General features: G+C 69.0%; 17 protein-coding genes and 9 pseudogenes. 8 read left to right on the top strand and 18 right to left on the bottom strand.

Translation table 11 applies throughout. The annotated features are described in order from the left end of the window. Positions 1-276: 276 nt before the first annotated feature. The 6 genes and pseudogenes from BS74_RS12760 to BS74_RS12740 form a co-directional block, all read right to left on the bottom strand. On the bottom strand, positions 277-648 hold the full coding sequence (locus BS74_RS12760; protein WP_245606150.1) for an MBL fold metallo-hydrolase: 372 nt from the start codon (positions 646-648) through the stop codon (positions 277-279). A 299-nt stretch (positions 649-947) separates the two neighbouring features. After that, positions 948-1,013, bottom strand: a pseudogene (locus BS74_RS13075) (hypothetical protein); the annotation flags it as partial. 14 nt (positions 1,014-1,027) lie between these two features. Next, positions 1,028-1,132: pseudogene (locus tag BS74_RS13070) on the bottom strand (hypothetical protein); the annotation flags it as partial. Between the two features lie 148 nt (positions 1,133-1,280). Next, positions 1,281-1,376, bottom strand: a pseudogene (locus tag BS74_RS13065) (hypothetical protein); the annotation flags it as partial. A gap of 890 nt (positions 1,377-2,266) precedes the next feature. Then, positions 2,267-2,437, bottom strand: a complete 171-nt coding sequence (locus tag BS74_RS12745; protein WP_245606126.1) for a hypothetical protein — start codon at positions 2,435-2,437, stop codon at positions 2,267-2,269. A 263-nt stretch (positions 2,438-2,700) separates the two neighbouring features. Then, complete coding sequence (locus BS74_RS12740) at positions 2,701-2,919, bottom strand: hypothetical protein (RefSeq protein ID WP_245606125.1); 219 nt, start codon at positions 2,917-2,919, stop codon at positions 2,701-2,703. Positions 2,920-2,942: 23 nt separating this feature from the next. Between BS74_RS12740 and BS74_RS11070 the strand changes: the two are divergent. From BS74_RS11070 to pfkA, 5 genes and pseudogenes are all read left to right on the top strand, one after another. After that, positions 2,943-3,600: pseudogene (locus BS74_RS11070) on the top strand (glycerophosphodiester phosphodiesterase). Positions 3,601-3,610: 10 nt separating this feature from the next. Then, the gene (locus BS74_RS11065; protein WP_038058698.1) at positions 3,611-4,141 is read left to right on the top strand and encodes an inorganic diphosphatase; all 531 of its coding nucleotides are present in this window, start codon (positions 3,611-3,613) and stop codon (positions 4,139-4,141) included. Positions 4,142-4,215: 74 nt separating this feature from the next. Continuing rightward, a pseudogene (locus tag BS74_RS11060) lies at positions 4,216-4,712 on the top strand (TFIIB-type zinc ribbon-containing protein). A 1-nt stretch (position 4,713) separates the two neighbouring features. Then, positions 4,714-5,516, top strand: a pseudogene (gene rsmI, locus BS74_RS11055) (16S rRNA (cytidine(1402)-2'-O)-methyltransferase). Beyond that, a pseudogene (gene pfkA / locus BS74_RS11050) lies at positions 5,513-6,480 on the top strand (6-phosphofructokinase). The pseudogenes rsmI and pfkA overlap by 4 nt, the downstream one beginning before the upstream one ends. A 10-nt stretch (positions 6,481-6,490) precedes the next feature. Here pfkA and BS74_RS11045 read toward each other — a convergent pair. The 5 genes and pseudogenes from BS74_RS11045 to BS74_RS11025 form a co-directional block, all read right to left on the bottom strand. Beyond that, positions 6,491-6,946: a hypothetical protein gene (locus BS74_RS11045; protein WP_038058696.1), complete on the bottom strand. Its 456-nt coding sequence runs from the start codon at positions 6,944-6,946 to the stop codon at positions 6,491-6,493. 16 nt (positions 6,947-6,962) lie between these two features. Further along, positions 6,963-9,311: a phenylalanine--tRNA ligase subunit beta gene (gene pheT / locus BS74_RS11040; protein WP_038058695.1), complete on the bottom strand. Its 2,349-nt coding sequence runs from the start codon at positions 9,309-9,311 to the stop codon at positions 6,963-6,965. Beyond that, positions 9,308-10,360, bottom strand: coding sequence for a phenylalanine--tRNA ligase subunit alpha (gene pheS / locus BS74_RS11035; protein WP_185747756.1), 1,053 nt, complete (start codon positions 10,358-10,360; stop codon positions 9,308-9,310). The genes pheT and pheS overlap by 4 nt, the downstream gene beginning before the upstream one ends. Positions 10,361-10,449: 89 nt before the next feature. After that, a pseudogene (locus tag BS74_RS11030) lies at positions 10,450-11,108 on the bottom strand (DUF5639 domain-containing protein). A gap of 35 nt (positions 11,109-11,143) precedes the next feature. Then, entirely contained in the window at positions 11,144-12,193 is a 1,050-nt protein-coding gene (locus BS74_RS11025; protein WP_038058690.1) for an MFS transporter, read from the bottom strand. Positions 12,194-12,214: 21 nt separating this feature from the next. On the opposite strand from BS74_RS11025, the gene BS74_RS11020 reads away from it, so the two are divergent. Genes BS74_RS11020 through BS74_RS11010 form a run of 3 tightly spaced genes read left to right on the top strand, consistent with a single transcriptional unit; the run spans position 12,215 to position 15,768 of the window. Then, on the top strand, positions 12,215-14,341 hold the full coding sequence (locus BS74_RS11020) for a primosomal protein N' family DNA-binding protein (RefSeq protein ID WP_038058688.1): 2,127 nt from the start codon (positions 12,215-12,217) through the stop codon (positions 14,339-14,341). 1 nt (position 14,342) lies between these two features. Beyond that, a complete protein-coding gene (gene alr, locus BS74_RS11015) occupies positions 14,343-15,443 on the top strand; it encodes an alanine racemase (RefSeq protein ID WP_038058687.1) in 1,101 nt (366 codons plus the stop codon). 4 nt (positions 15,444-15,447) lie between these two features. Continuing rightward, positions 15,448-15,768: a DUF3208 domain-containing protein gene (locus BS74_RS11010; protein WP_038058686.1), complete on the top strand. Its 321-nt coding sequence runs from the start codon at positions 15,448-15,450 to the stop codon at positions 15,766-15,768. Here the strand turns inward: BS74_RS11010 and BS74_RS11005 are convergent. From BS74_RS11005 to BS74_RS10975, 7 genes and pseudogenes are all read right to left on the bottom strand, one after another. Beyond that, positions 15,765-16,463, bottom strand: coding sequence for a glucodextranase DOMON-like domain-containing protein (locus BS74_RS11005; protein ID WP_038058685.1), 699 nt, complete (start codon positions 16,461-16,463; stop codon positions 15,765-15,767). The genes BS74_RS11010 and BS74_RS11005 overlap by 4 nt on opposite strands. Positions 16,464-16,471: 8 nt before the next feature. Then, entirely contained in the window at positions 16,472-17,725 is a 1,254-nt protein-coding gene (locus BS74_RS11000) for a gluconeogenesis factor YvcK family protein (RefSeq protein WP_038058683.1), read from the bottom strand. Continuing rightward, positions 17,706-18,527, bottom strand: coding sequence for an RNase adapter RapZ (gene rapZ, locus BS74_RS10995; RefSeq protein ID WP_038058681.1), 822 nt, complete (start codon positions 18,525-18,527; stop codon positions 17,706-17,708). The genes BS74_RS11000 and rapZ overlap by 20 nt, the downstream gene beginning before the upstream one ends. Positions 18,528-18,535: 8 nt before the next feature. After that, a complete protein-coding gene (locus BS74_RS10990; protein ID WP_038058680.1) occupies positions 18,536-19,351 on the bottom strand; it encodes a CPBP family intramembrane glutamic endopeptidase in 816 nt (271 codons plus the stop codon). Further along, positions 19,348-19,863 carry a hypothetical protein gene (locus tag BS74_RS10985; protein WP_038058679.1) on the bottom strand — a complete coding sequence of 172 codons (516 nt, stop codon included), beginning with the start codon at positions 19,861-19,863 and terminating at the stop codon, positions 19,348-19,350. Before BS74_RS10985 ends, BS74_RS10990 begins: the two co-directional genes overlap by 4 nt. Continuing rightward, a complete protein-coding gene (locus tag BS74_RS10980; protein ID WP_038058678.1) occupies positions 19,829-20,014 on the bottom strand; it encodes a type II toxin-antitoxin system antitoxin in 186 nt (61 codons plus the stop codon). The genes BS74_RS10985 and BS74_RS10980 overlap by 35 nt, the downstream gene beginning before the upstream one ends. Before the next feature lie 10 nt (positions 20,015-20,024). Beyond that, positions 20,025-20,888: pseudogene (locus BS74_RS10975) on the bottom strand (SPFH domain-containing protein). Between the last annotated feature and the right edge of the window lie 8 nt (positions 20,889-20,896).

Here is a 20,896-nt window from a genome sequence, read left to right as displayed (position 1 = left end):
TTGCTCGGTGCGGTAGACCCTTTCCCGCGGCGGCCAGGCGCTCCAGGACCTCGGGGTGGGGGTGGCCGTAGGGGTTCCGGCCCACTCCGATCAGGGCCACCCGGGGCTGGATGCGTTCCAGGAGGCCCTCCTCCGTGCCCGTGCGCGAGCCGTGGGGCTCACCTTCACCACCTCCACCTTCGGCGGGGCCAGCTGTCCTTCCACCTCCTGGGGCACGTCCGCCAGGAGGAGGGCCTTGGGGCGGTGAAGTCCAGGAGGAGGACCAGGCCGCTCAGGTCATGGGTGGCCTGCTGGTGAGGGGGCCAGAGGACCTCCAGGCTTCCCTTCCCCACCCGGAAGCGGCTTCCCTTGATGGGGGAAGAGGAGGGGTACCCCCCGCTCCTCCAGGGCCTGGACCAGGGGGTGGTCTTGGGGAAAGGCGGGGGAGAGGAGGGCGAGGCCGATGGGGACCTCCTCCACCACCTGTAGGAGGCCCCCGTAGTGGTCGGCGTCGGGATGGGTGGCCACCAGGACCTCGAGGGCCCCTACCCCCAGGCCCTCAGGCCCGCACCACCCCTTCCCTTGCTCCCGCCTCCCCCCATCCACCAGGACCTCGGCCCCGCCCAAGGCGGCCAGCAGGGCGTCCCCTGGCCCACGTCCAGGGCCCAAAGGTCCAGGGGTTTGGGCCAGGAGGAAAGGAGGCTGAGGAGAAGGGGGAGGCTCGTGAGGAGGAGGGCCCTCCGCCCGGGCAGAAGGCGGAAGAGGGCCAGGAACAGGGGAAAAGGCCCAGGTAATAGAGGGCAAAGCCGGCGGGGCTGATCTCCCCCCAGCGCAACAGGGGGCCTTGCCCGGCAAGCCGGGCCAGGAGGAGAAGGGCTGGGCCAGGGGCTCCACCAGGGGGGCGAGGAGGCCCCCAGGAGGAGCTTCAGGACCCCGAGGGGTACCAGGAGGGCCACCAGGGGTAGGGCCAGGAGGTTGCTGAAGGGGGAGAGGAGGGGAAGGAAGCCGAAGCGGTGGAGGAGGAGGGGAGCCAGGAGGACTTGGGCCCCTAGGCTGGACAGGAGGGTGCCGACAAGGTACCCTTGGGGGTTCGGGGCAAGGGAAGGGGGGAGAGGACCAGGGCGATGCCCAGCACCGCCAGATAGGAAAGCTGGAGGGAAAGGCTGAGGAGGCTTTGGGGAAGCCAGAGAAGCTGGAGGAAAAGGGCGAGGCCAGGGCCTGGAGCCCCGGCGCGGCCCCAGGCCCAGGAAGAGGCCCAGGAGGGAAAGGCCGGCCATCAGGCTGGCCCGTACCAGGGAGGGGCGGGCCCGCCAGCCACAGGTAAAGGGGCAGGCCAGAAAGGCCAAAAGGTACCGCCACCGGCCCAAGGGGGTGAGGAGGAGGACCAGGCTGCCCACCAGGAAGCCCACGTGGAGGCCGGAGGAGGCCAGGAGATGGGCCAGGCCGCCCTTTGAAACCAGGGGTAGGCCGCCTCGAGGCCCTCCTTCTCCCCCAGGGTAAGGCCCTCCATCACCTCCTTGGCGGGGGGCTTAGGCCCTGGGCCAGCCGCTGTCGGAGGTGCCTTCTTGGATCGGAAAGGGAGCCAGGGGCTCCGCCCGTTCCACGTGAAACACCCCCCTTCACCCCCTGGGCCAAGAGCCAGGCCCTGCCGTCAAACCCGCCCGGGTTCCGCTTGGCCTCGGGAGGCCCAGGTACCCCTTCAAGCGGTAAACCCCGTCCTCCAGGGCGGGAAGTGCCTGACCCAAAGCCGGTGGCCCTCCCAGCGGGTAAACCCCCCCTTGCACCGGGAAGGTTCCCTCCAGGCGCAACCCGTAGGGGGCTCGGGGATAGGGAGGAGGAGCCCCCTCAGGGCCACCAGGGTTACCCCCAGGGCCAGGGGAGGCGAAGGAGAGGAGGGCCAGGGCCACGAGAAAGCCCCGGGGTGGAGTAGGCCACAGGCCCCCAGCAACCCCCCAAGCCCTAGCCCGAGGCCGGGGCTCCGTAGGGGAGGGGGTCCTGGGGGCCTCATCTAGGGCCGCACGTAAGGCCTAAGCCGCTCCAGGGTGGCCGGCCCGATGCCCTTGACCCTTAGGAGGTCCTCCACCCGGGCGTAGGCCTTCCCTCCACGATCCTCTGGGCCAGGGCGGGGCCGATGCCGGAAGGGCCATGAGCTCCTCGAGGCTCGCCTGGTTCAGGCTCACCGGCTCCCGGGCCGGGGTTGGAAGCGGCCTCCGCCAGGGTTTCCACCCGCCACCGGTTGGGGTCTTGGGGCCAGCTTGGGCCAAAGGTTTAAAGAGGCCGAGGAGGGCTACCGCGAGGAGGTAGAGAAGGTGGAAGCGGCCCACTCCGTCAAGGCCAGGCCCAGCCCCCCCAGGAGGACGCCCGCCAGCACCCAAGGGTCCCCTCCCGGGTTCAGGGCCACGAAGGCCACGGTGTAGCCCAGGGTGAGGAGGGAGAGGAGCCTTAAGGGGGAGGCCAAAGGGTTCCTCCCTCCGGGGCCTTGGGCGTGGGGGCTGGGGAAGGGGGTTCCGGCTCCGGGCCAGTTCTACCGAATCCCGCTTGGCGGGGGGTTCCTCTTCCCACACCGGGGCCTTGGGGGGCTCGGGGGCGGTGGGGGAGCCACCTCCTGGGTCAGGGGAGCCCTGGGGACGGGGCTCGGGCCGAGGTGGCCTTGCGGGCCCGGGCCACGTGGGGTTTCAGCTCCTCCAAAAAAGGCCTTGAGCTCCTCCAAGGGGAAGGCCTTCAGGGGGAGGGACAGGGAATCCCCTCCCCCTGCACCAGAAGGGTGCCGGCCTCTCCTTTGCCCACCCGGCGGATCCTGGCCAGCTCCAGGCGCCTTATCCCGGCCTCGTCCACGAAGACCAGGTGGGTTTGGGTGACCGCCAGAAGGCCACCCGGTCCCTCCAGCTTGGCCAAGGCCTCCTCGCCCAGGCGGGAAAACGCCGCCTCATACTTGCCCATGGCCCCATTGTATACTTCCCCTCGTGCCCTTGCGTTTGGGACACCGGGGTGCCCCCCGCCCACGGGGCCGGGTCCCCCGCCCATGTGGAGAACACCCTGGAGGCCTTTCGCCGGGCCCTGGAGGCGGGCTGGATGGCTTTGAGCTGGACGTGCACCTAACCCGGGACGGGGTCTTGGTGGTGCACCACGACTTCACCCTGGGAGGAATCCCTTTAAGCGGGCTCAGCGCTCGGGAGCTTCCCGCGTATGTGCCCACCCTCGAGGAGGTGTTTCGGGCCTTCCCCCGGGGCTTGGATCAACGTGGAGCTGAAAAGCCTCCCTCCTGAGACCGATGGCCGCGAGGAGGCCTTGGCCCGGCTCCTGGCCCGTTACCCTTCGCCAAGGATTTGGGTGAGCTCCTTTGACCCCTTGGCCCTGGTGCGGCTTAGGCGGCTTGGGGTTGGCCCCCTGGGCCTTCTTTATGACCAAGAGGAGGCGGAGGCCCTGGCCCCCTGCCTGGGGGTGGAATGGGTGCATCCCGAGGCCTCCTTGCTCACGGAGGAGAGGGTCAGGGCGCTCAAGGCCCGCTACCGGGTGCTGGTTTGGACGGTGAACCACCGCCCCCAAGCCCAGGCGCTGGCCGCCTGGGGGGTGGATGCCCTGGTCACCGATTTTCCGGAGGTCCTCCTATACCCCGTATAATGGGGGGGCTATGGCGAACCTGAAGAGCCTTCCCGTGGGTAAGGGCGCTCCCGAGGTGGTGCACATGGTCATCGAGGTGCCCCGGGGTTCGGGCAACAAGTACGAGTACGATCCCGACCTTGGGGTGATCAAGCTGGACCGGGTTCTGCCGGGAGCCCAGTTCTATCCCGGGGACTACGGGTTCATTCCCTCCACCCTGGCCGAGGACGGGGATCCCCTGGATGGCCTGGTTCTCTCCACCTACCCCCTTTTGCCGGGGGTGGTGGTGGAGGTGCGGGTGGTGGGCCTTCTCCTCATGGAGGACGAGAAGGGCGGGGACGCCAAGGTCATCGGGGTGGTGGCGGAGGACCAGCGCCTGGACCATATTCGGGACATCGCCGACGTGCCTGAGGGGGTTAAGCAGGAGATCCAGCACTTCTTTGAAACCTACAAGGCCCTCGAGGCCAAAAAGGGCAAGTGGGTGAAGGTGACGGGTTGGCGGGACCGGCAGGCGGCCCTGGAGGAGGTAAGGGCCTGCATCGCCCGCTACGGGGCCCGTTGAGGCCAGTACCGGGTGGGGCCGGGCCGAAGGGCCGGCCCTTTTTGTGCGGATTACAATGGGGTTGGAGGGGATTTATGGTCTGCCCGGTGTGTGGGGAAACCCTAGAGCTGGAGGGGTACGAGGCGGGGGACCTCGTGGACTGCGAGGCCTGCGGGGCGGCCTTGCGCCTGCTTGCCGACGGCACCTTGGAGCTTTTGGAGGCTTCCCCGAGGGGGAGAAGGAGGCCCTATGGGGGCTCAGGGCCTATGGGGAAGGGGAGGAGGCGGTTCTGGTCTTTTACGAGGGGGCCTTGGAGGAGGAGGTGCGGGCCCTTAAGGCCGACCTCCTGGAGGCCCTTCGCCGCTTGGAGGAGGGGGTAGGGGAGGAACCTCCTAAGGAAGCGGAGGACGAGCCCAACCTGGAGCCCGACTACGTGACGGTCCATGTGGAAACCGACCAGGGCCCCATGGCCCTCCGCCGCATCCTTTTCCCGGGAAGCCCGGACCTTTTGGAGTTCACCCTGCCCTCGGGCTCGGTGTACCAGTTCACCTTCCGCGAGGTCCAGGAGCTCCTAAGGCCCATCCTCCTTTAAGGTGCGCCTGGTCCTGGTCCCCACCCCCATTGGCCACCTGGAGGACATCACCCTAAGGGCCCTAAGGGTCCTGAGGGAGGCGGAGGTGGTGGCCTGTGAGGACACCCGGCGCACCGGGCTTCTCCTCCGCCACTACGGTATCCCTACCCCCACCCTGCGCCTGGACCAGCACACGGTGGGAAGGGCCAAGGAACTCCTTTCCCCTTACGCTTACGTGGCCTACGCCACCGACGCCGGCACCCCGGGGATCTCCGATCCCGGGGCGGAGCTGGTGCGGCGGGCGTTAGAATGGGGCTGGCGGGTGGAAGCCCTTCCAGGCCCCACGGCCCTCATCCCCGCCCTGGTGGCCTCGGGCCTCCCCACCCACCGCTTCACCTTTGAGGGGTTTTTGCCCAAGGGGGAAGGGAGCGCCAGGAGCGGCTTTGGGCTTTAGCCCGGGAAGGGAGGACGGCGGTGCTCTACGAGAGCCCCCATCGCCTGCGGAGGACCCTGGAGGACCTAAAGGCGGTCTACGGGCCACAGCATCCCGTGGCCGTGGCCCGGGAGATCAGCAAGGTGCACGAGGAGATCTTCCGGGGCACCCTGGAGGAGGCCTGGAGGCGCTTTCAAAACCCAAGGGGCGAGTTCGTTCTGGTGTTGGGGCCCAAGGAGAGGGAGCCTGTGGAGCCCCAAGGGGTCTTGCAGGAGCTGAAAGCCCAAGGCCTTGCGGGCAAGGCGCTGTTCCGGGCCCTCCTGGCGAGGGGGGTCCCCAGGAACGAGGCCTACCGCTTGGCCCTGGAGCAGGAGCCTGGGGAGGAGGAATGAAACGCATAGGGGTCTTTACTTCCGGTGGCGATGCTCCCGGGATGAACGCGGCCATCAGGGCGGTGGTGCGCCAGGCCTATGCCCTGGGCCTCGAGGTGATCGGCATCCGCCGAGGCTACGCCGGCATGATCCAGGGGGAGATGGTGCCCTTGGGGGTGCGGGATGTGGCCAACATCCTCCAGCGCGGGGGGACGGTCCTCCTCACCGCAAGGAGCCAGGAGTTCCTGACGGAGGAGGGGAGGGCCAAGGCGGCGGAGAGGCTGAGGGCGGCGGGGATCGAGGGCTTGGTGGCCATCGGGGGGGATGGGACCTTTCGCGGGGCCATGCGCCTATCGGAGGAGCACAAGGTTCCCGTGGTGGGGGTGCCCGGCACCATCGACAACGACCTCTACGGCACCGATTACACCATCGGCTTTGACACCGCGGTGAACACGGCCCTGGAGGCCATAGACCGGATCCGGGATACCGCCGCCAGCCACGAGCGGGTCTTCTTCATTGAGGTCATGGGGCGGGACTCGGGGTTCATCGCCTTGGACGTGGGGCTCGCCGGGGGGGCTGAGGTGATCGCCGTGCCCGAGGAGCCCGTGGACCCCAGGGCCATCGCGGAGGGGCTTGTGGAATCCCTGCGCCGGGGCAAGACCAGCTCCATCGTGGTGGTGGCGGAAGGGGCCTACCCTGGGGGGGCGGCGGGTCTTCTTGCCGCCATACGGGAGCACGTGCCCGTGGAGGCCCGGGTCACGGTCCTGGGCCACATCCAGCGGGGAGGGAGCCCCACCGCCAAGGACCGCATCCTGGCGAGCCGCCTGGGGCGGCGGCGGTGGAGGCCCTGGCTGGGGGGACGAGCGGGGTCATGGTGGGGGAGGTGGAGGGAGACGTGGAGCTTACCCCCCTCAAGGAGGCGGTGGAGCGCAAGAAGGACATCCGCCGCGCCCTCTTGGCCCTGTCGCGGGTCCTGGCCCTCTAGGGGAGTGGCCTTACGGCTGGCCTAGGCCCAGGGCGCGCCTGAGCCAGGGGAGGGTCCAGGCCAGGCGGAAGGCCTCCCGGGCAAAGGGGCTTTGGCTGACCCCCTCGTAGACGGGCGTGGGAAGGCTTAGGGAGGGGTAGCGGAGGGTCCCCGCGGGGGTCCTTTCCCAGGGGTATCCGGTCCAGAGGGCCAGGGCCAGGAATAGGCCCAAAAAGAACCCCCCCAGGGAGCCCAGCAGCGCCTCGAGGCCCTGGGAAAGGGGGGGAAGGGGAAGGCTTTTGGCCAGAACCCCCAGGAGAAGCCCCAGGCCCAGGCCCCACCAGGGGCCGGCAAGCCCCGCCTGGGCCAGGAGGAGGTAGAGCGCCACCCCAAGCCCGGCAAAGGCCCCCTGGAGGCCGCTGCGGTAGCCCCAGGCCAGGCCCACGGCCAGGCTGAGGAGGGCCAGGAGGTCCACCCAGGTGAGCATGGCTTCAGTTTACCCCCTAGCCCCGGATGTCCCAGCCCCGGGCCCTCAAGGCGGCCAGGAGGCGGGCCATGGCCTCCTCCACCTCCTCGTCCTTCAGGGTGCGCTCGGGGTGGCGGAAGCGCAGGTGGAAGGCCAGGCTCTTCTCCCCCTCCCTGAGGGGCGGGCCCTGGTAAAGGTCAAAGAGCTGAAGGCTTTCCAGATAGGGTCCCGCCGCCTGGCGAAGAAGGGCTTCCACCTCCCCGTAGGGCGTGGCCTCGGGGACCACCACCGCCAGGTCCCGGAAGGCCAGGGGGTAGCGGGAGGGGTCCTGGAAGCGGAAGGGCTCTTCGGGAAGGGGGAGGAGGAGCTCAAAGAGGAAGACCGGGGGAAGCCCCAGGGCCTTGAGGATCTCGGGGTGTACCTGGCCCAGGAATCCCTTTTCCTCCCCGGCCACCCACACCCTCCCTGAGACCCCGGGGTGGAGGAAGGGGTAGGGGTGGGCCTCCACCCGCAAATCCAGGCCCAGCCGGTTCAAAAAGGCCTCCAGAAGCCCCTTGAGGAGGGGGTAGCCGGAAAGCCTCTCCCCATGGGGAAGACCCAGGCCCTTCCCGAAGAGGAGGCCCGCCAGGTGGGTTTCCTCCCTCACCCACGCTCCCTCTTTTCCGAAAACCTTGCCCACCTCAAAGAGAAGGGCCCTTTCCGGGCGGTCCAGGGCCAGGTTTTCCCGAAGGAGCTTGAGGAGGCCGGGGAAGAGGTGGGTCCTCAGGGCGGCCTTCTCCGGGCTCAAGGGGTTTTGCAGGCGCCAGGGGGGCGGGGGCAGGCGGAAGAGGGCGGCCTCCTCCGGGTCCATGAAGCTGTAGGTGTAAACCTCCTGGAAGCCCAGGCCCGCCAGGAGGTCCCGCAGGCGGCGTTCCCTTTGGTAGGGCCTTTCCACCCCCCGGTTGTCGGGGGCGGGGAAGAAGGCGGGAAGGTCCAGGGGAATGCTCTCGTAGCCCTGAAGGCGGGCGATCTCCTCCACCAGGTCCTCTTCCAGCTCCAGGTCCAGGCGGCGGCTTGGGGGCGTGACCCGGTAAGGGCCCTCCCCCTCCACCTGACAGCCCAGGCGCCTGAGCAGGGAAAGCTGCGCCTCCTCCGGGTACTGGGTGCCGAGGAGCCGGTTGGCGTACTGGGGGCGGAAGGGGATGGGCCTCGGCGCCTTGGGGGTTCCCTCCTCCAGGATCCTCTCCGCCACCCGGGCCCCCGCCAGGGCCTGGAGGAGGCTTAGGGCCCGCCGCGCCGCGGGCACCTGGCCCATGGGGTCCACCCCCCGCTCAAAGCGGTAGCTGGCCTCGGTGCGCAGGCCATGCCGCCGGGCGGTCTTGCGGATGGAAACGGGGTCAAACTGGGCCACCTCGAGGGCGATGGCCTGGGTGTCCTCCCGCACCTCGCTTTCCGCACCCCCCATGACCCCGGCAAGGCCCAGGGGAAAGCTCCTTTCCCCTAGGTGGCCGGCGATCACCAGGTCCTCCGGATGGAGCTCCCTTTCCACCCCGTCCAGGGTGATAAGCCTCTCCCCGGGCCGGGCCCGGCGCACCTGGATGCCCTCCCCGATGAAGCGCAGGTCAAAGGCGTGCATGGGCTGGGCCCGTTCCAGCATCACGTGGTTGGTGATGTCCACCACGTTGCTGATGGGCCGCATCCCCGAGGCGAAGAGGATCCGCTGGAGCCAGATGGGGCTTGGCCCCACCCGGAGGCCGAAGGCGTAGGCAAGGGTGAAGTGGGGCGCCCCCTTGGGGTCTTCCACCCGGAGGCCGAAGGGGATGGGCACGTTCTCCGTTTCCAGCCGCTCCTCGGGCAGGACGAGGCTGTAGCCCAAGGCGTGGAGGTCAAGGGCCAAGCCCAGGATCCCCAGGGCATCCGGGCGGTTGGGGGTGACCTCGAGGTCCAGCACCACCTCCTCCGGCCAGGCCTCGGCCAAGGGGGTGCCGGGGGGGAGGGCCTCGGAGGGGAACTCCAAAAGCCCGCCGCCGTACTCCCCCACCCCGAGCTCCTTGGGGGAGAGGGCCATCCCGTGGGAGACCACCCCCTGGATGGTCCTTTCCGCGATCCTAAGCCCGTTCACCTCCGTGCCGGGGAGGGCTAGGGCCACCCCGAGGCCCGCCCGGGCGTTTCCCGCCCCCGAGACCACCTCCACCACCTTCCCCGCATCCAGGACCAGGCGCTTGAGGCTGGTGCCGGGGATGGGATGGGCCTCGAGGACCCGGGCGAAGACCACGCCCCCGGGGATCTGGAAGACCCTTTCCATGCGGTCGGTTTCAAAGCCCAAGCCCGCCAGGCGCTCCTCCAGCACCTGGGGGCTTTCCAGCTCAGGCACGAAGCTTTTGAGCCAGGTGAAAGGCACCCTCATAAAATCCCCCGGAACTGCTCCAAAAACTTAAGCCTTCCCCCGAAGAAGTAGCGAATGTCGGGGATGCCGTAGCGAAGCATGGCCAGGCGCTCTATTCCGAGCCCAAAGGCGAAGCCCGTGACCCCCTGGTACGCGGGGGGAAGGCCCAGGGATTTTCGGTACTCGTCCACCGCTTGGAAGACCTTGGGGTGGACCATCCCGGCCCCTCCCAGCTCCAGCCACTTCTTGCCCTCCGGCCACCAGATGGCGAACTGGGCCCCTGGCTCCACGAAGGGGAAGTAGACGGGCTGGAAGCGCACCCGGGACTCGGGGCCATAGAGGGCCTGGGCCAGCTCGTAGATGGCCCCCTTCAGGTGGGCCATGGTGATCCCTTCCCCCACCACCAGGCCCTCCAGCTGGTGGAAGACCGCCTCGTGGGTGGCGTCCGTCTGCTCAAAGCGGAAGACCCGCCCCGGCACCACGATGCGGAAGGGGGGGGTGTGGGCCACCATGTAGCGCACCTGCATGGGGGAGGTGTGGGTGCGCAGAAGAAGCCTTCCCCGCACCTCCTCCCCCAAGGGGCCGGGGAGGCTGTGCCCTTCCCCCTCCAGCCAGAAGGTGTCCCACATGTCCCGCGCCGGGTGGTGTTCCGGGATGTTCAGGGCGTCAAAGTTGAAGAACTCGCTTTCCACCTCGGGGCCTTCCACCGCCTGGTAGCCCAGGGAGCGAAAGATTTCCACCAGCTCCCGCTCCATGAGGGTGATGGGGTGAAGCCCCCCGGGGAAAACCTCCACCCCAGGCAGGGAGACATCCTGCCGTTCCCCCTCCAGGGCCCTTCGCAGCTCCTCTTCCACCAGGGCCCTCTCCCGCTCCTCCAAGGCCTTTTCAATGGCCTCCTTTAGGGCGTTTAGGGCCTGGCCCTTGGCCCTCCTTTCCTCCAGGGGGAGGTGGGCAAGGGCCTTCATCTCCTGGGTGAGGAGGCCCTTTTTGCCCAGGTAGCGGGCCTTGAGGGCCTTTAGGGCCTCGAGGTCCTGGGCTTCGCGGATGGCGGCTAGGGCTTCTTGTGCGATCTCCCGCATCCTTTAGAGAATACCGCGCCCTGTACCCGGCGCGGGGAGGGCGGTGCCTAAGGCTTGGGTCTCTGTGGGGGCCGGGGTGCCTAAAGCGCCTGGGCCAGCTTCCGGAAGGCCGCTGGGGCTTCCGGGGCCCCGCCCCCATCCGCCCAAGAAAAGCGGAGGTCCTTCAGGGGACCTTCCCCCACCCCCATCCCGTGGGGGAAGAGGGGGCGGAGGTCCATTGGCCCCGCCTCTTCCCCGCGGAAGGCCTCTTGGAAGCGGGCCACCTCCTTTTCCTGGCCGAAGTGGAAGGCGTAAAGCCACCAACGGCCCTCCTCCAAAAGGGCGAAGAGGAAGCGGGGGGTGGGGGTAAGCTCGGGAAACTCCCCGGCGAAGGGCCTTTTCAAAAAGGCCGAGGCCTGCCCCGGCCGCAGGCGGAAGACCACCTCGAGGGCCTCGCCCAAAAGCCCAAAGCTTCCTACAAAGGGCCGCACCAGGTCGTAGCCCTGCACGTTCTTCACCACCACCCCCCCGGCCCGCACCACCCTCCCCCTGGGGGTTTTGTAGGCCAGGCCCAGGATATCCGCGGGGAAGAAGAAGGTCTGGGCGAACCCCCCCCGGGCCACCAGCCCCCCACGCCCCCCGGGAGTTCCACCGGGGGAAAAGGGGGGAAAAGCCCCGTGCCGGAAAGCTTTTCGTAGACCTCCAGAAGCCCGGCCTCCGCGGGGGCCACCAGGTACTGGTCTGCGGCGTGGAGCTCCATGGGGTTATGGTACCGGGTGAGGGCTCGGGGTCCGTTTACCTCACGGGGGCCAGGAGGAGGGCCACGAGGCCCAGGGCCATGCCCACCGCCACCGCCAGGGGAAAGCCGTGGAGGAAGAAGGGGTAAAGAAGCCCCGCCAGGGTGCCCCCCAGGTAGAAGGCGGCCACGTAGGCGCCGCTTACCCCCGCACCCCTTCGGCCGGCGGCTCCCGAGGCCAGGCTTTGGGCGGTGAAGAGGGCGGCCATCAGGAGCACGAACCCCAGCACCAGGCCTGGAGGGGGTAGGAGGAGGCCTCCCAGGGCCACGAGGATCAGGCCGAAGGCCAGGCGGAAGGTGGCCACCGCCCCTAGCCTCCGGGCCAGGAGGCCCGAGAGGGCGCTTCCTGGGATGCCGAACAGGTAGGCCAGGTACACAAGCCCCACCTCGCCCGGGCGGAAGCCCAGCTCCAGGAGGCGGTAGGGGAGGAGGTTGGCCAGGAAAAGGTTCAGGAAGAGAAGGATGAAGCCCACCAGGTAGAGGGGGAAGGCGGAAAGGTCGTAGCGCGGCTTACCCAAGGCGGGAAGGCCCGCAGGCACCCGGAGGAGGAGGAGGCCCAGGAGAAGGGCGGGCAGGGAGAGCAGCAAAAGGGCCCCCCTTACCCCGAGGGCTTCCGCGGAAAGCCCCGCCAGCACCCGGCCCATGCCGCCGCCCAGGACGTTCCCCGCCATGTACACCCCGGCCATCTCCCAGGCCTTCTGGGGGAAGAGGATGGGGATGAGGGCGATGGTCAAGCTGGGCACCAAGGAGGCCCCCACTCCCTGGAGGAGGCGGCCCAGGGTCCAGAGGAAAAGGCTGGGGCTTAAGGCCCCCAGCACCCCACCCAGGCCCACCAGGAGCAGACCCCCGCCCAGGAGGGTGCCCGCGGGCAGGCCCAGGCGGGGCACCCAAGGGGAAAGGAGGACCAGGAGCAAGAGGGGCAGGCCCATGCCCGGCCCTGCCGCCCCCGGGGGAGCGGCGAAGAGCCTTTCCAGAAGGGGCAACAGGGGTACCGCCGCATAGAGGGCGCTGTAGAGGGCTACCCCGGAGAGCACCACCGCCCACCGCATCCCCCTTATCCTAGGGGCAGCATGCGCCCTCTTCAGGTGGCCCTGCCCCTGCCCCTCCCCCCCATGACCTACCTGCCCCCCCTGGGCCAGGAGGGAATAGGGGGGGAGGAGGCCCTGGGGAGGCGGGTGGCGGTGCCCTGGCGGGGGGAGGTGCGGGTGGGGGTGGTGGTGGGGGAGGGGGGAAGGCCCTCCCATGCCCTGCGCCACGCCATCGCCTATCTGGACTCGAGGCCCTATTTGCGCCCGGAGGAGATCCTTTTCCTGGAGGAAGCGGCCCGCCACCTCTTTGCCCCCTTGGGCCAGGTGCTGGCCGACTTCCTGCCCCCCTTCCCCGAGCTAAAGCACAGGGTGCGCCTCTACCCGGGGGCGGACCCGGCCCTCCTGCCCAAGGGGTTGGAGGCCCTGGTCGCCTGGCAGGAGGCCAAGGGCTTTGACCCCAGGCTGCTGGACCATCTGCGGGAGGCTGGGGTTTTGCAGGAGGAGGTGGCCTTCAAGGAGGGGAGGCGGGTGCTTCTCCCCTTGAGGGAACGCCATCCCGAGCCGGCCCTGGATGGGGTCTTGCAGGTGCTCCGCTCCTTGGGCCAGGCGGAGAGCCTGGCGGCCTTGGCCCGGGCCGCCGGGGTGGGGGTGAGCCGGGTGAAGCGGCTACTGGCCGAGGGGTATATCGGCTACGGGCCCCCCCGGGAGGTTTCCCATCCGGGGGAGCCCCTGGAGCCCCTTTTCCTTCCCGAAAGGCCCGAGAGGCTGAACGGGGGAAGGCTTTTGGAGCGGATGCGCCTTCTGGCGGGCTTGGTGGCCCAGGGAAACCACCTGGTGCTCTTTCCCGAGGTCAGCCTTTTGGAACGCTTCCTTCGCCACTTTCCCCAGGCTAAGCCCTACCACGGGGGCCTCCCTCGGGAGGCGCGGGAGGCCCTTTTCCGGCGGGCTGAGGGCTTGGTTTTCGCCACCTATGGCGGGCTCCTCCTCCCCTTCACCCCGGATTCCCTGGTGGTGGTGGAGGAGGGAAGCGAAAGCTACAAGCTTCCCTCGGGGACCCGGGCCTTTGTGCCTCCCCTGGCGGAGCTCAGGGCAAGGCTTCTGGGGGTGCCCCTCACCTACCTTTCCCTGGTGCCCGCGGTGGAGGTCTTGGAAAAGCCGGGCCTGGCCTTTCCCGTGCCCAAGCCCAGGGTTCTCCTGGTGGACCTTAGGCGGGAGAAGGGGTATCCCCTTGCGGGCAGGGCCTGGGCGCTTCTTAAGCAGGTGGAGGAGAAGGGGCGGCAGGCCTTGGTCCTTTCCCCCCGCCTGGGCTACAGCGCCCTCCTCCTCTGCGCCGACTGCGGTTACAAGCCCACCTGCCCCAACTGCGCCCTTCCCTTGCGCTACCACAAGGGGGGAAGAGGGGAGCTGGTCTGCCACCAGTGTGGCCACCGGGAGCCTCCCCCGGTCCTGTGCCCGAGCTGCGGCTCCCCCCTCCTCGAGCCCAAGGGGCCGGGGCTGGAATGGTTGCGGGAGGAGCTTAAGGGGCGCCTTTCCCTGCCCGTGTACCGCTACTCCAAGGAGGGAAAGGACGACCTGAGGCCCCTCCTGGCGGGGGAACCCGGGGTGGTGGTGGGCACCACCGCCCTTCTGCGGGGCCCGGTTCTCCCCGACCTGGCCCTGGTCCTTCTGCCCTATGCGGACGGTTTCCTCTACGATTCCGATTTCCGCGCCGCCGAGCGGTACCACCGCCTGCTTTGGGCCCTCACCGAGCTGAGGCCGGGGCGGAGGCCCCTTCTGGTCCTCCAGACCTACACCCCTGACCACCCGGCCCACCAGGCGCTTTTGGAGGGAAGCGTGGAGGCCTTCCCCTGGAGGGAAAAGGCCCTGCGGGAAGCCCTGGACTACCCTCCCAAGGTGCGGATGGTGAAGCTGGAGGTGGCCCACCGCAAGGAGGAACGGGCCCTCGAGGAGGCCTATGGCCTCCTTTCTGCCCTGAAGGGTGTGGCCCGGGAGGGGGAGGTGCTGGGACCGGCCCCCGCCCCGGTACCCCGGGTGAAGGGGCAGTACGTCTTCCACCTCCTCCTAAAGGGGAGCACGGAGCGGCTTGGGGAGCTTCTTGCCCACCTGGACCGGCGGAGGTTTAGATTGGACCCGGACCCCCACCGCTTTGTGGGGCTTTTGGAGGACTAGCGTGGGTCACGCGGCAGCCAACCTGGAGGCCCGGGCCTGGATTGAGGTGGACCTTGGGGCCCTCGAGGCCAACTGGCTCTTCCTCCAAGCCCAGGCCAAAGGAGAGGTGATCCCCGTCCTCAAGGCCGAGGCCTATGGGCATGGGGCCCTGCCCCTGGCCCGCTTCCTCTTCTCCCGGGGGGCTAGGCGGGTGGCGGTGGCCACGGTGGGGGAGGGGAGGGCCCTGCGGCGAGGCGGGGTGGAGGGGGAGGTCCTCCTCTTGGGAAGCCTCCACCCCCTCGAGGCGGAGGAGGCCTTGAGGTGGGACCTGGTGCCAAGCCTCTCCACCCTCGAGGGGGCCAGGGCCCTGGCCGAGAGGGCCCGGGCCCTGGGCCTAACCCCCCGGGCCCACCTCAAGGTGGACACGGGGATGAACCGGGTGGGCTTCCCCTGGGAGGAGGCCAGGGAGGCCCTGCGGGCGGTGGAGGCCATGGGGGTAAGGGTGGAGGGGGTCTACACCCACCTGGCCACCGCCGGGGAGGAGGCCGCCTTCGTGGAGGTGCAAAGGGGCCGCTTTCAAAGGGTGCGCGAGGCCCTAGGGGAGGGCTACTTCTACCACCTGGAGAACTCCCATGGCCTCCTCCTTCACGGGGGGGAGAACGTGCGGGTGGGCCTGGCCCTTTATGGCCTCATCCCCGGCTTTGGCCTAAAGCCCATCCTCCGGCTTCTCGCCCGGCCCACCCTGGTGAAGAGGCTCAAGGCGGGCGACCGGGTGGGGTATGGCGGGGAGTACCTGGCCCAGGGGGGGGAGTGGCTCCTGACCCTGCCCGTGGGCTACGCGGACGGCCTCCCCCGGGGGGCGGTGCGCTTCGTGAAGGGCCCGGGGGGGAGGCTTTGCCCGGTGGCGGGCCGCATCTCCATGGACCAGACCACGGTCCTCGCCCCTGGGCCCGTACCCCTGGAGGCGGTCTTTGAGGTGGCCTCCCCCGACTTCGGCCCCACGGGGCTCCTGGCCTGGGCCGAGGCCCGGGGGACCATCCCCTACGAGGTGGCGGTGCACCTCTCCCGGAGGCTTCCGAGGGTCTACCGCTACGGCGAAGAGGTGCGGGACGTCCTAGACTAGCCCCATGGGGGCGGTGCGCCTCTACCAGGGCTACCTTTGGCACCCCAAGGGGCTTCCCCTGGACCCCAAGGCCCTCCTGCCCGAGGAGGTGGAGGGGGTGAGGCTCCTCCTGGACGAGGTGCCGCCCCCCACCCCCTTCTTCCAGGACGGCACCCCCACCCACACCCAGCGCTTTTACCAGGTCACCCTTTTGCTCCTGACCGAGGAGCCCCCGGAGGCCCTAAAGCCCCTGGCGGAGCGCCTGGCCCCCATCCTCCAGGGGATGCTTCGGGGGCTTCCCCAGGAGGTGGGCTGGCTTCTTTTGGAGGACCTGCGCCCCCTCTAAGCCTTGCGCAGGAGGAAGGCCAGGAGGAGGGAAACCCCGCCCAGGGCGAAGGCCAGAAGGCTTTCCCGCCGGAGGGTGGGGCCGGGGCGCTTCAGGGGCGGCAACACCCCTTCCTGGTAGGCCCGCACCTGGCCCATGGGGTCTTCCGCCAGGAGGTCCACCGCTGGGGGGCTTCCCGGGGGGGCCCCCAGGGTCCAGGGGCCGCCCTCGGGGCTTGTGGGGCGCAGGTACCAAGGGGCGAAGGGGTCAAAGAGGCCCACGGCCCCGTAGTGGCCGTAGGGTCCTGGGGGAATCCCGGTGTCCAGGACCACCCACTCCCCCTCCCGCCACACCCTGACGGGCACCCTCTCCCCGGAGGGGGTCCTTTTCTCCCCGCCAAACCCCGTGAGGACATAGGCCGCCTCCCAGCCCTGGCCGCGAGGGGTGGCAAGCCCGGGAAGCAGGGCCTCCTCCCCCCCTTCCCCCGTGTCCAGCCACAGGACCACCGTGGCCAGGCTGAAGCCTAAGGGCCCCTCGAGGGGGTTCGGGTAACGGGCCAGCCGCACCTTCAAGACCAAGCGGCCCTCCCGCGCCTCCCCCGCCAGGGCCAGGAGGTCGGCATAGCCCTCCCCTGCCTCCCGGTAAAGGGCCGCCTGGGGATAGAGGTAGGCCAGGCCCTTGTCGTCCCCCAGGGGGTCTTGGAAGAGAAAGAGCATGCCCACCTTTATACCAAGGAGAGGAGGGCCCGCACCACCTTTTCCGGGTCGTGCTGGGCCAAGGGGCCTTCCTCCCGGAAATCCCCGGCGATCACCCGCACCCCGTCCGCGGCGAAGGGCCTGGGGTCAAAGGCCACGGGGAATCGTCCTTCCGCCGCATAGCGCCCTTGGACCTCCTCGGGGATGGAGGCGGTGTGCACCAGGACCACCCCGGGCCTCCGGCCCAGGTGGTAGGCGATGGCCTTGTAGTGGTCGTAGGCGGTGTAGCCGTCGGTCTCCCCGGGCTCGGTCATGAGGTTCACCGCGTAGACCAGGGGGGCCTTGGCCTTGGCGATGGCCTCCCTCAGGGCTTTGGGCAGGAAGCTGGGGATGACGCTGGTGTAGAGGCTTCCCGGCCCCAGCACCAGGAGGTCCGCCCGGCGGATGGCCTCGAGGGCCTCCTCCATAACCCCATGGGGTTCGGGTTCCAGGAAGACCTCCCGGATTTGTCCCCTTTTCTCCCGGATGGCCACCTCCCCCACCACCTCCGTGCCGTCGCGAAAGCGGGCCCTAAGCCGCACCGCCTCGGGGGTGGCGGGGAAGACCTGGCCCCGTAGCTGCAGGATGGCGTTGGCCTCGAGGATGGCCTGGGCGAAGTCCTTGGCCTCCTGGTTCAGGGTCAGGAGGAACAGGTTGCCGAAGGTGTGGCCCTTGAACTCCCCCTCCTGGAAGCGGTGGTGAAGGAGCTTGGGCAAGGCCGCATGGTCGGAGAGCGCCGCCAGGCAGTCCACCAGGTCCCCCACCGCCGGCAGGCCAAAGGCCAGGCGGAGGCGGCCCGTGGAGCCCCCATCGTCCGTCACCGCCACGATGGCGGTGGTGTTGGCCGTGTGCTCCTTCAGGCCCCGCAGAACCCGGGAAAGCCCGGTCCCACCGCCAAAGGCCACCACCTTGGGACCCCGCTCCAACCTCCGGCGCACGTAGACCTTTTCGGGAACCTCCTCCGGTTCGGTGAAGGCGGAGAGCATGCTCCGGTTCATGCTCCTTATCCCCCCCACCAGGAGGAGAAGCCCGAGGAGGATCCAGACCCAGGCCCAGGGCGTTGGGGGTGGGGGCGGAAGGAAGCGGGAAAGGCCATAGGCCAGGAGCAAGGTCCCCAGCACGGCCAAGGCGGCGTAGCGCTTCACCCGCATCCCCGGGTAGAGCCAGCGAAGCGGGGGAAAGCGCCGGGCAAGCCCTTGGGCTGTCCGGTAAAGCGCCTCGGGCTTAGGCCTCCTTTTCCACATCCCGGTGGTTCACCTCCACCCGGTAGCGGCTTGCGAGCTCCTCCGCGAGCCGCTCCGCCACGGCCACGCTCCGGTGCCTTCCCCCGGTGCACCCCACGGCCGCGGTGTAGAAGGCCCGGCCCTCCCTCTTGGCCCCCTCCGCCGCCAGACCCACCACCGCCAGGAGGGCCCGGTAGTAGGGTTCCACCTCCTCCCGGAACACGTAGGCCTTCACCTCGGGGTCCAGACCGGTCTTGGGCTTCAGGCCGGGGTCGTAGTGGGGGTTGGGCAGGGGGCGCACGTCCAGGACTAGGTCCGCCTCCTGGGGCGGGCCCCACTTGAAGCCAAAGGAGATGAGGCGCAGCAAAAAGCCCGCTTCCTCCCCTAAAAAGCGCACCAGGGCCTCCTTCAAGGCCCTTGGGGAGAGCTCCGAGGTGTCCAGGATGAGGTGGGCCCGGGCCCTTAGGGGTCCCAGGATGCGGCGCTCCTCCCCGATCTCCCGCATGAGGTTCCCCGCCCCCAAGGGGTGGAGGCGGCGGGTGAGGTTGTAGCGGCGCAGGAGGACCTCGGGGCGGGCCTCGAGGTACACCACCGTGGGCTTCAGTTCCTCCAGGGCCCTTTCCAAATCGCCGAAGAAGGCCAGGGCCCGGGCGTCCAGCACCACCCCGGCCCGCTCCACCCCCCGCCCCTCCAGCTCCGCCCAAAGGGGCTTCCAGAGGCCTGGGGGGAGGTTGTCCACCATGAAGTAGCCCAGGTCCTCCAGGAAGCCCTTGGCCGTGGTCTTGCCCGCCCCGGAAAGCCCCGAAAGCACCAGAAACCGCATCCCCTTGACTATACCCGCCTCCTAAGCCAGAGGTTAAAGAGGGAAAGGAGGAAAAGCCCAGGAAGCCCCACCACCCCCACCAGGAGGTCGTGGGTGCGCGCCACCAGGAGGAGGGAGAGGCCCGCGAGGGCGTTCAGGGTTCCGTGGAGGAGGGCTGCGGCCAGCACCGAGCCACCCCTTTCCCGCACGTAAAGGAGGGCCGGGGTGAGGAGGAGGGTGAAGAGGATCATGGCGGGGACGCCCAAGAGGGGGGCGTTGGGGTAGTTGTGGCCAGAGAGGACCAGGGGGGCGTGCCAGAGGCCCCAGTAAAAGCCGATCTCCAGGCTGGCGGGCCAAAAGCCCCGCTCCCGAAGCCGCTCCCAGAGGTACCCCCGCCACATGAGCTCCTCTCCCAGGGCGGCCACCAGGTTCACCGTGGCCCCCGCCAGGAGGCCCGTGAGGAGGAGGATGAGGGGTAGGAGGCCCTGCGGGAGCAAGGCCAGTTCCTCTGGGGGTATCCCCTCATAAAGGGCGGCGAAGCCCCGCCAGGGGGCGAAGGGGAGGCTCAAGGGGATGGAGAGGAGGGTGAGGGCCACGGGGAAAAGCCAGGCAAGGAGCCAGTAGCGGTTGGGCCTCAAGGAAAGGGGGATGCGCACCCCTTCCTTGCGGGCGAAGAGGAGGGCCACGAGGCCCGGGATCCACATGTAGAGGAAGCCGAAGGCCGTGAGAAAAAAGGCGGTCTGGAGGTTCGCCTCCCCGGGGGAAGGGTTCCAGCGCCCGCCCAGGAGGTGGAAGAGCAGGTAAATCCCCCACGAGAGGCCGAAAGTCCAGTAAAGGGCGCTCACGCTTCCTCCTTCCAAGAGAGAAGGGGCTTGGGGTCCTCCGGGTTCAGGAGGAGGCCCCTCCCCTCCTTCAACACCAAAAGCACCCCTTCCCCCCGTCTGGCCCCCACGAAGGCCTCCACGGGAAGGCCCTCGAGGCGAAGGTACCTGTGGTGGTAGCCGGGCATGGAGGTTTCCCCCTTGTGGCGGTAGACCCACCGGGGAAGGGCGTAGGCCAGGGGCCTCACCTCCTTCACCTCCGCGCGGTGGACCACGCGGCGGCCGAAGGGCAGGTGGAGGGTGAGCACGGGGCCCCTCAGCTCGTAGAAAAACCTTTGGGGAAGGCTGGCCAACCCGTGGAGAAGCGCCCCCACAAGGGGAAGTTCCAGCAGGAGGAGGCCTAGAAGGAGGGGAAGGCTTTCCGGTTTCTCCAGGGCCAGGGCGACGGCCACCCCAAGGGTGGCCAGCACCAAGAGGACGAATAGCCGAAGGAAGAGCCGCCTAGGGTTCCCGTCCCTCTTCGGAAGTAGCCTCATCCTTCCACCTCCCCGCCCGCTTGGCCGCTTCCTTCAGGAGGTACTCTATCTGGGCGTTCACGCTCCTCAGCTCGTCCTGGGCCCACTTCTCCAAGACCCGGTAGAGCCTCGGGTCCAGCCGCAAGAGGAAGCGCTTCTTCTCCTCCTTCACCCCACCCCCATCAGGCGTACAGGGTGCCCACGTTCACCACCGGCTGGGCCTGGGCCTCGGCCACCAAGGCCACCATGAGGTTATTCACCATGGCCGCCCGGCGCTCCTCGTCCAGGGCGATGCCCTGGGCCTCGAGGCCCGCCAAAGCCCCCTTCACCATCCCCACCGCCGCCTCCACGATAAGCCTCCGGGCGGCCACCACCGCCAGGGCCTGCTGGCGGCGGAGCATGGCCTGGGCCACCTCAGGGGCGTAGGCCAGGTGGGTGATCCGGGCTTCCAGAACCTCCACCCCCGCCACCTTGAGCCGCTCCTCCACCTCGGCCTTCAGCTCCTCGGCGATCTCCTCGGGGCTACCCCTTAAGGACTTGCCCTCGGCGTCGTAGGGGTGGCGGCTTGCCAGGGCCCTCAGGGCCGCCTCCGACTGGATGGCCACGAAGCTCTGGTAGTTCTCCACCTGGAAGAGGGCCTTGGCGGTGTCCACCACCCGCCAGACCACCACCGCGGCGATCTCGATGGGGTTGCCCTGGGCGTCGTTCACCTTGAGCCTGTCGGAGGTGAAGTTGTGAACCCTAAGGGAGACCCGCTTCCGCTGGGCCAAGGGGTTGGCGAAGTGGAACCCCTCCTCCCGCACGCTCCCCACGTACCGCCCCAGAAAAGTGAGGGCCACGGCCTCGTTGGGCTGCACGGTGAAAAGCCCCGCCGCCAGAAGCCCCGAGGCCAAAAGGGCAGGGATCAGGTGTCAAAGGTAGGCCAAGGACCTCTCCTGCACCAGATGGTAGCCCGCCCAGCCCAGCCAGGTGAGGGTCGCCAGCAGGCCCAAAAAGGCCACGAAGCCGCTTGTCTTCCATGCTTTTAGTTCCTTTACCTCGCGCATACTGCCTC

Origin of the sequence: Thermus amyloliquefaciens (genome assembly GCF_000744885.1) — a bacterium.
Classification (GTDB): Bacteria; Deinococcota; Deinococci; order Deinococcales; family Thermaceae; genus Thermus; species Thermus amyloliquefaciens.
Note: the sequence above shows the minus strand (reverse complement) of the source record. Positions and strands in the feature narration are given on the sequence as shown.

Excerpts from the sequence above, each read along its gene's own strand:
- rapZ (WP_038058681.1), bottom strand. The coding sequence starts at position 18,527 with ATGCGGTTTCTGGTGCTTTCGGGGCTTTCCGGGGCGGGCAAGACCACG.
- BS74_RS10985 (WP_038058679.1), bottom strand. The coding sequence starts at position 19,863 with ATGAGGCTACTTCCGAAGAGGGACGGGAACCCTAGGCGGCTCTTCCTT.
- BS74_RS11020 (WP_038058688.1), top strand. The coding sequence starts at position 12,215 with ATGCGCCCTCTTCAGGTGGCCCTGCCCCTGCCCCTCCCCCCCATGACC.
- BS74_RS11065 (WP_038058698.1), top strand. The coding sequence starts at position 3,611 with ATGGCGAACCTGAAGAGCCTTCCCGTGGGTAAGGGCGCTCCCGAGGTG.
- BS74_RS12740 (WP_245606125.1), bottom strand. The coding sequence starts at position 2,919 with ATGGGCAAGTATGAGGCGGCGTTTTCCCGCCTGGGCGAGGAGGCCTTG.
- BS74_RS11005 (WP_038058685.1), bottom strand. The coding sequence starts at position 16,463 with ATGCTCTTTCTCTTCCAAGACCCCCTGGGGGACGACAAGGGCCTGGCC.
- BS74_RS11000 (WP_038058683.1), bottom strand. The coding sequence starts at position 17,725 with ATGTGGAAAAGGAGGCCTAAGCCCGAGGCGCTTTACCGGACAGCCCAA.
- BS74_RS11045 (WP_038058696.1), bottom strand. The coding sequence starts at position 6,946 with ATGCTCACCTGGGTGGACCTCCTGGCCCTCCTCAGCCTGGCCGTGGGC.
- BS74_RS11025 (WP_038058690.1), bottom strand. The coding sequence starts at position 12,193 with ATGCGGTGGGCGGTGGTGCTCTCCGGGGTAGCCCTCTACAGCGCCCTC.
- BS74_RS11010 (WP_038058686.1), top strand. The coding sequence starts at position 15,448 with ATGGGGGCGGTGCGCCTCTACCAGGGCTACCTTTGGCACCCCAAGGGG.
- pheT (WP_038058695.1), bottom strand. The coding sequence starts at position 9,311 with ATGAGGGTGCCTTTCACCTGGCTCAAAAGCTTCGTGCCTGAGCTGGAA.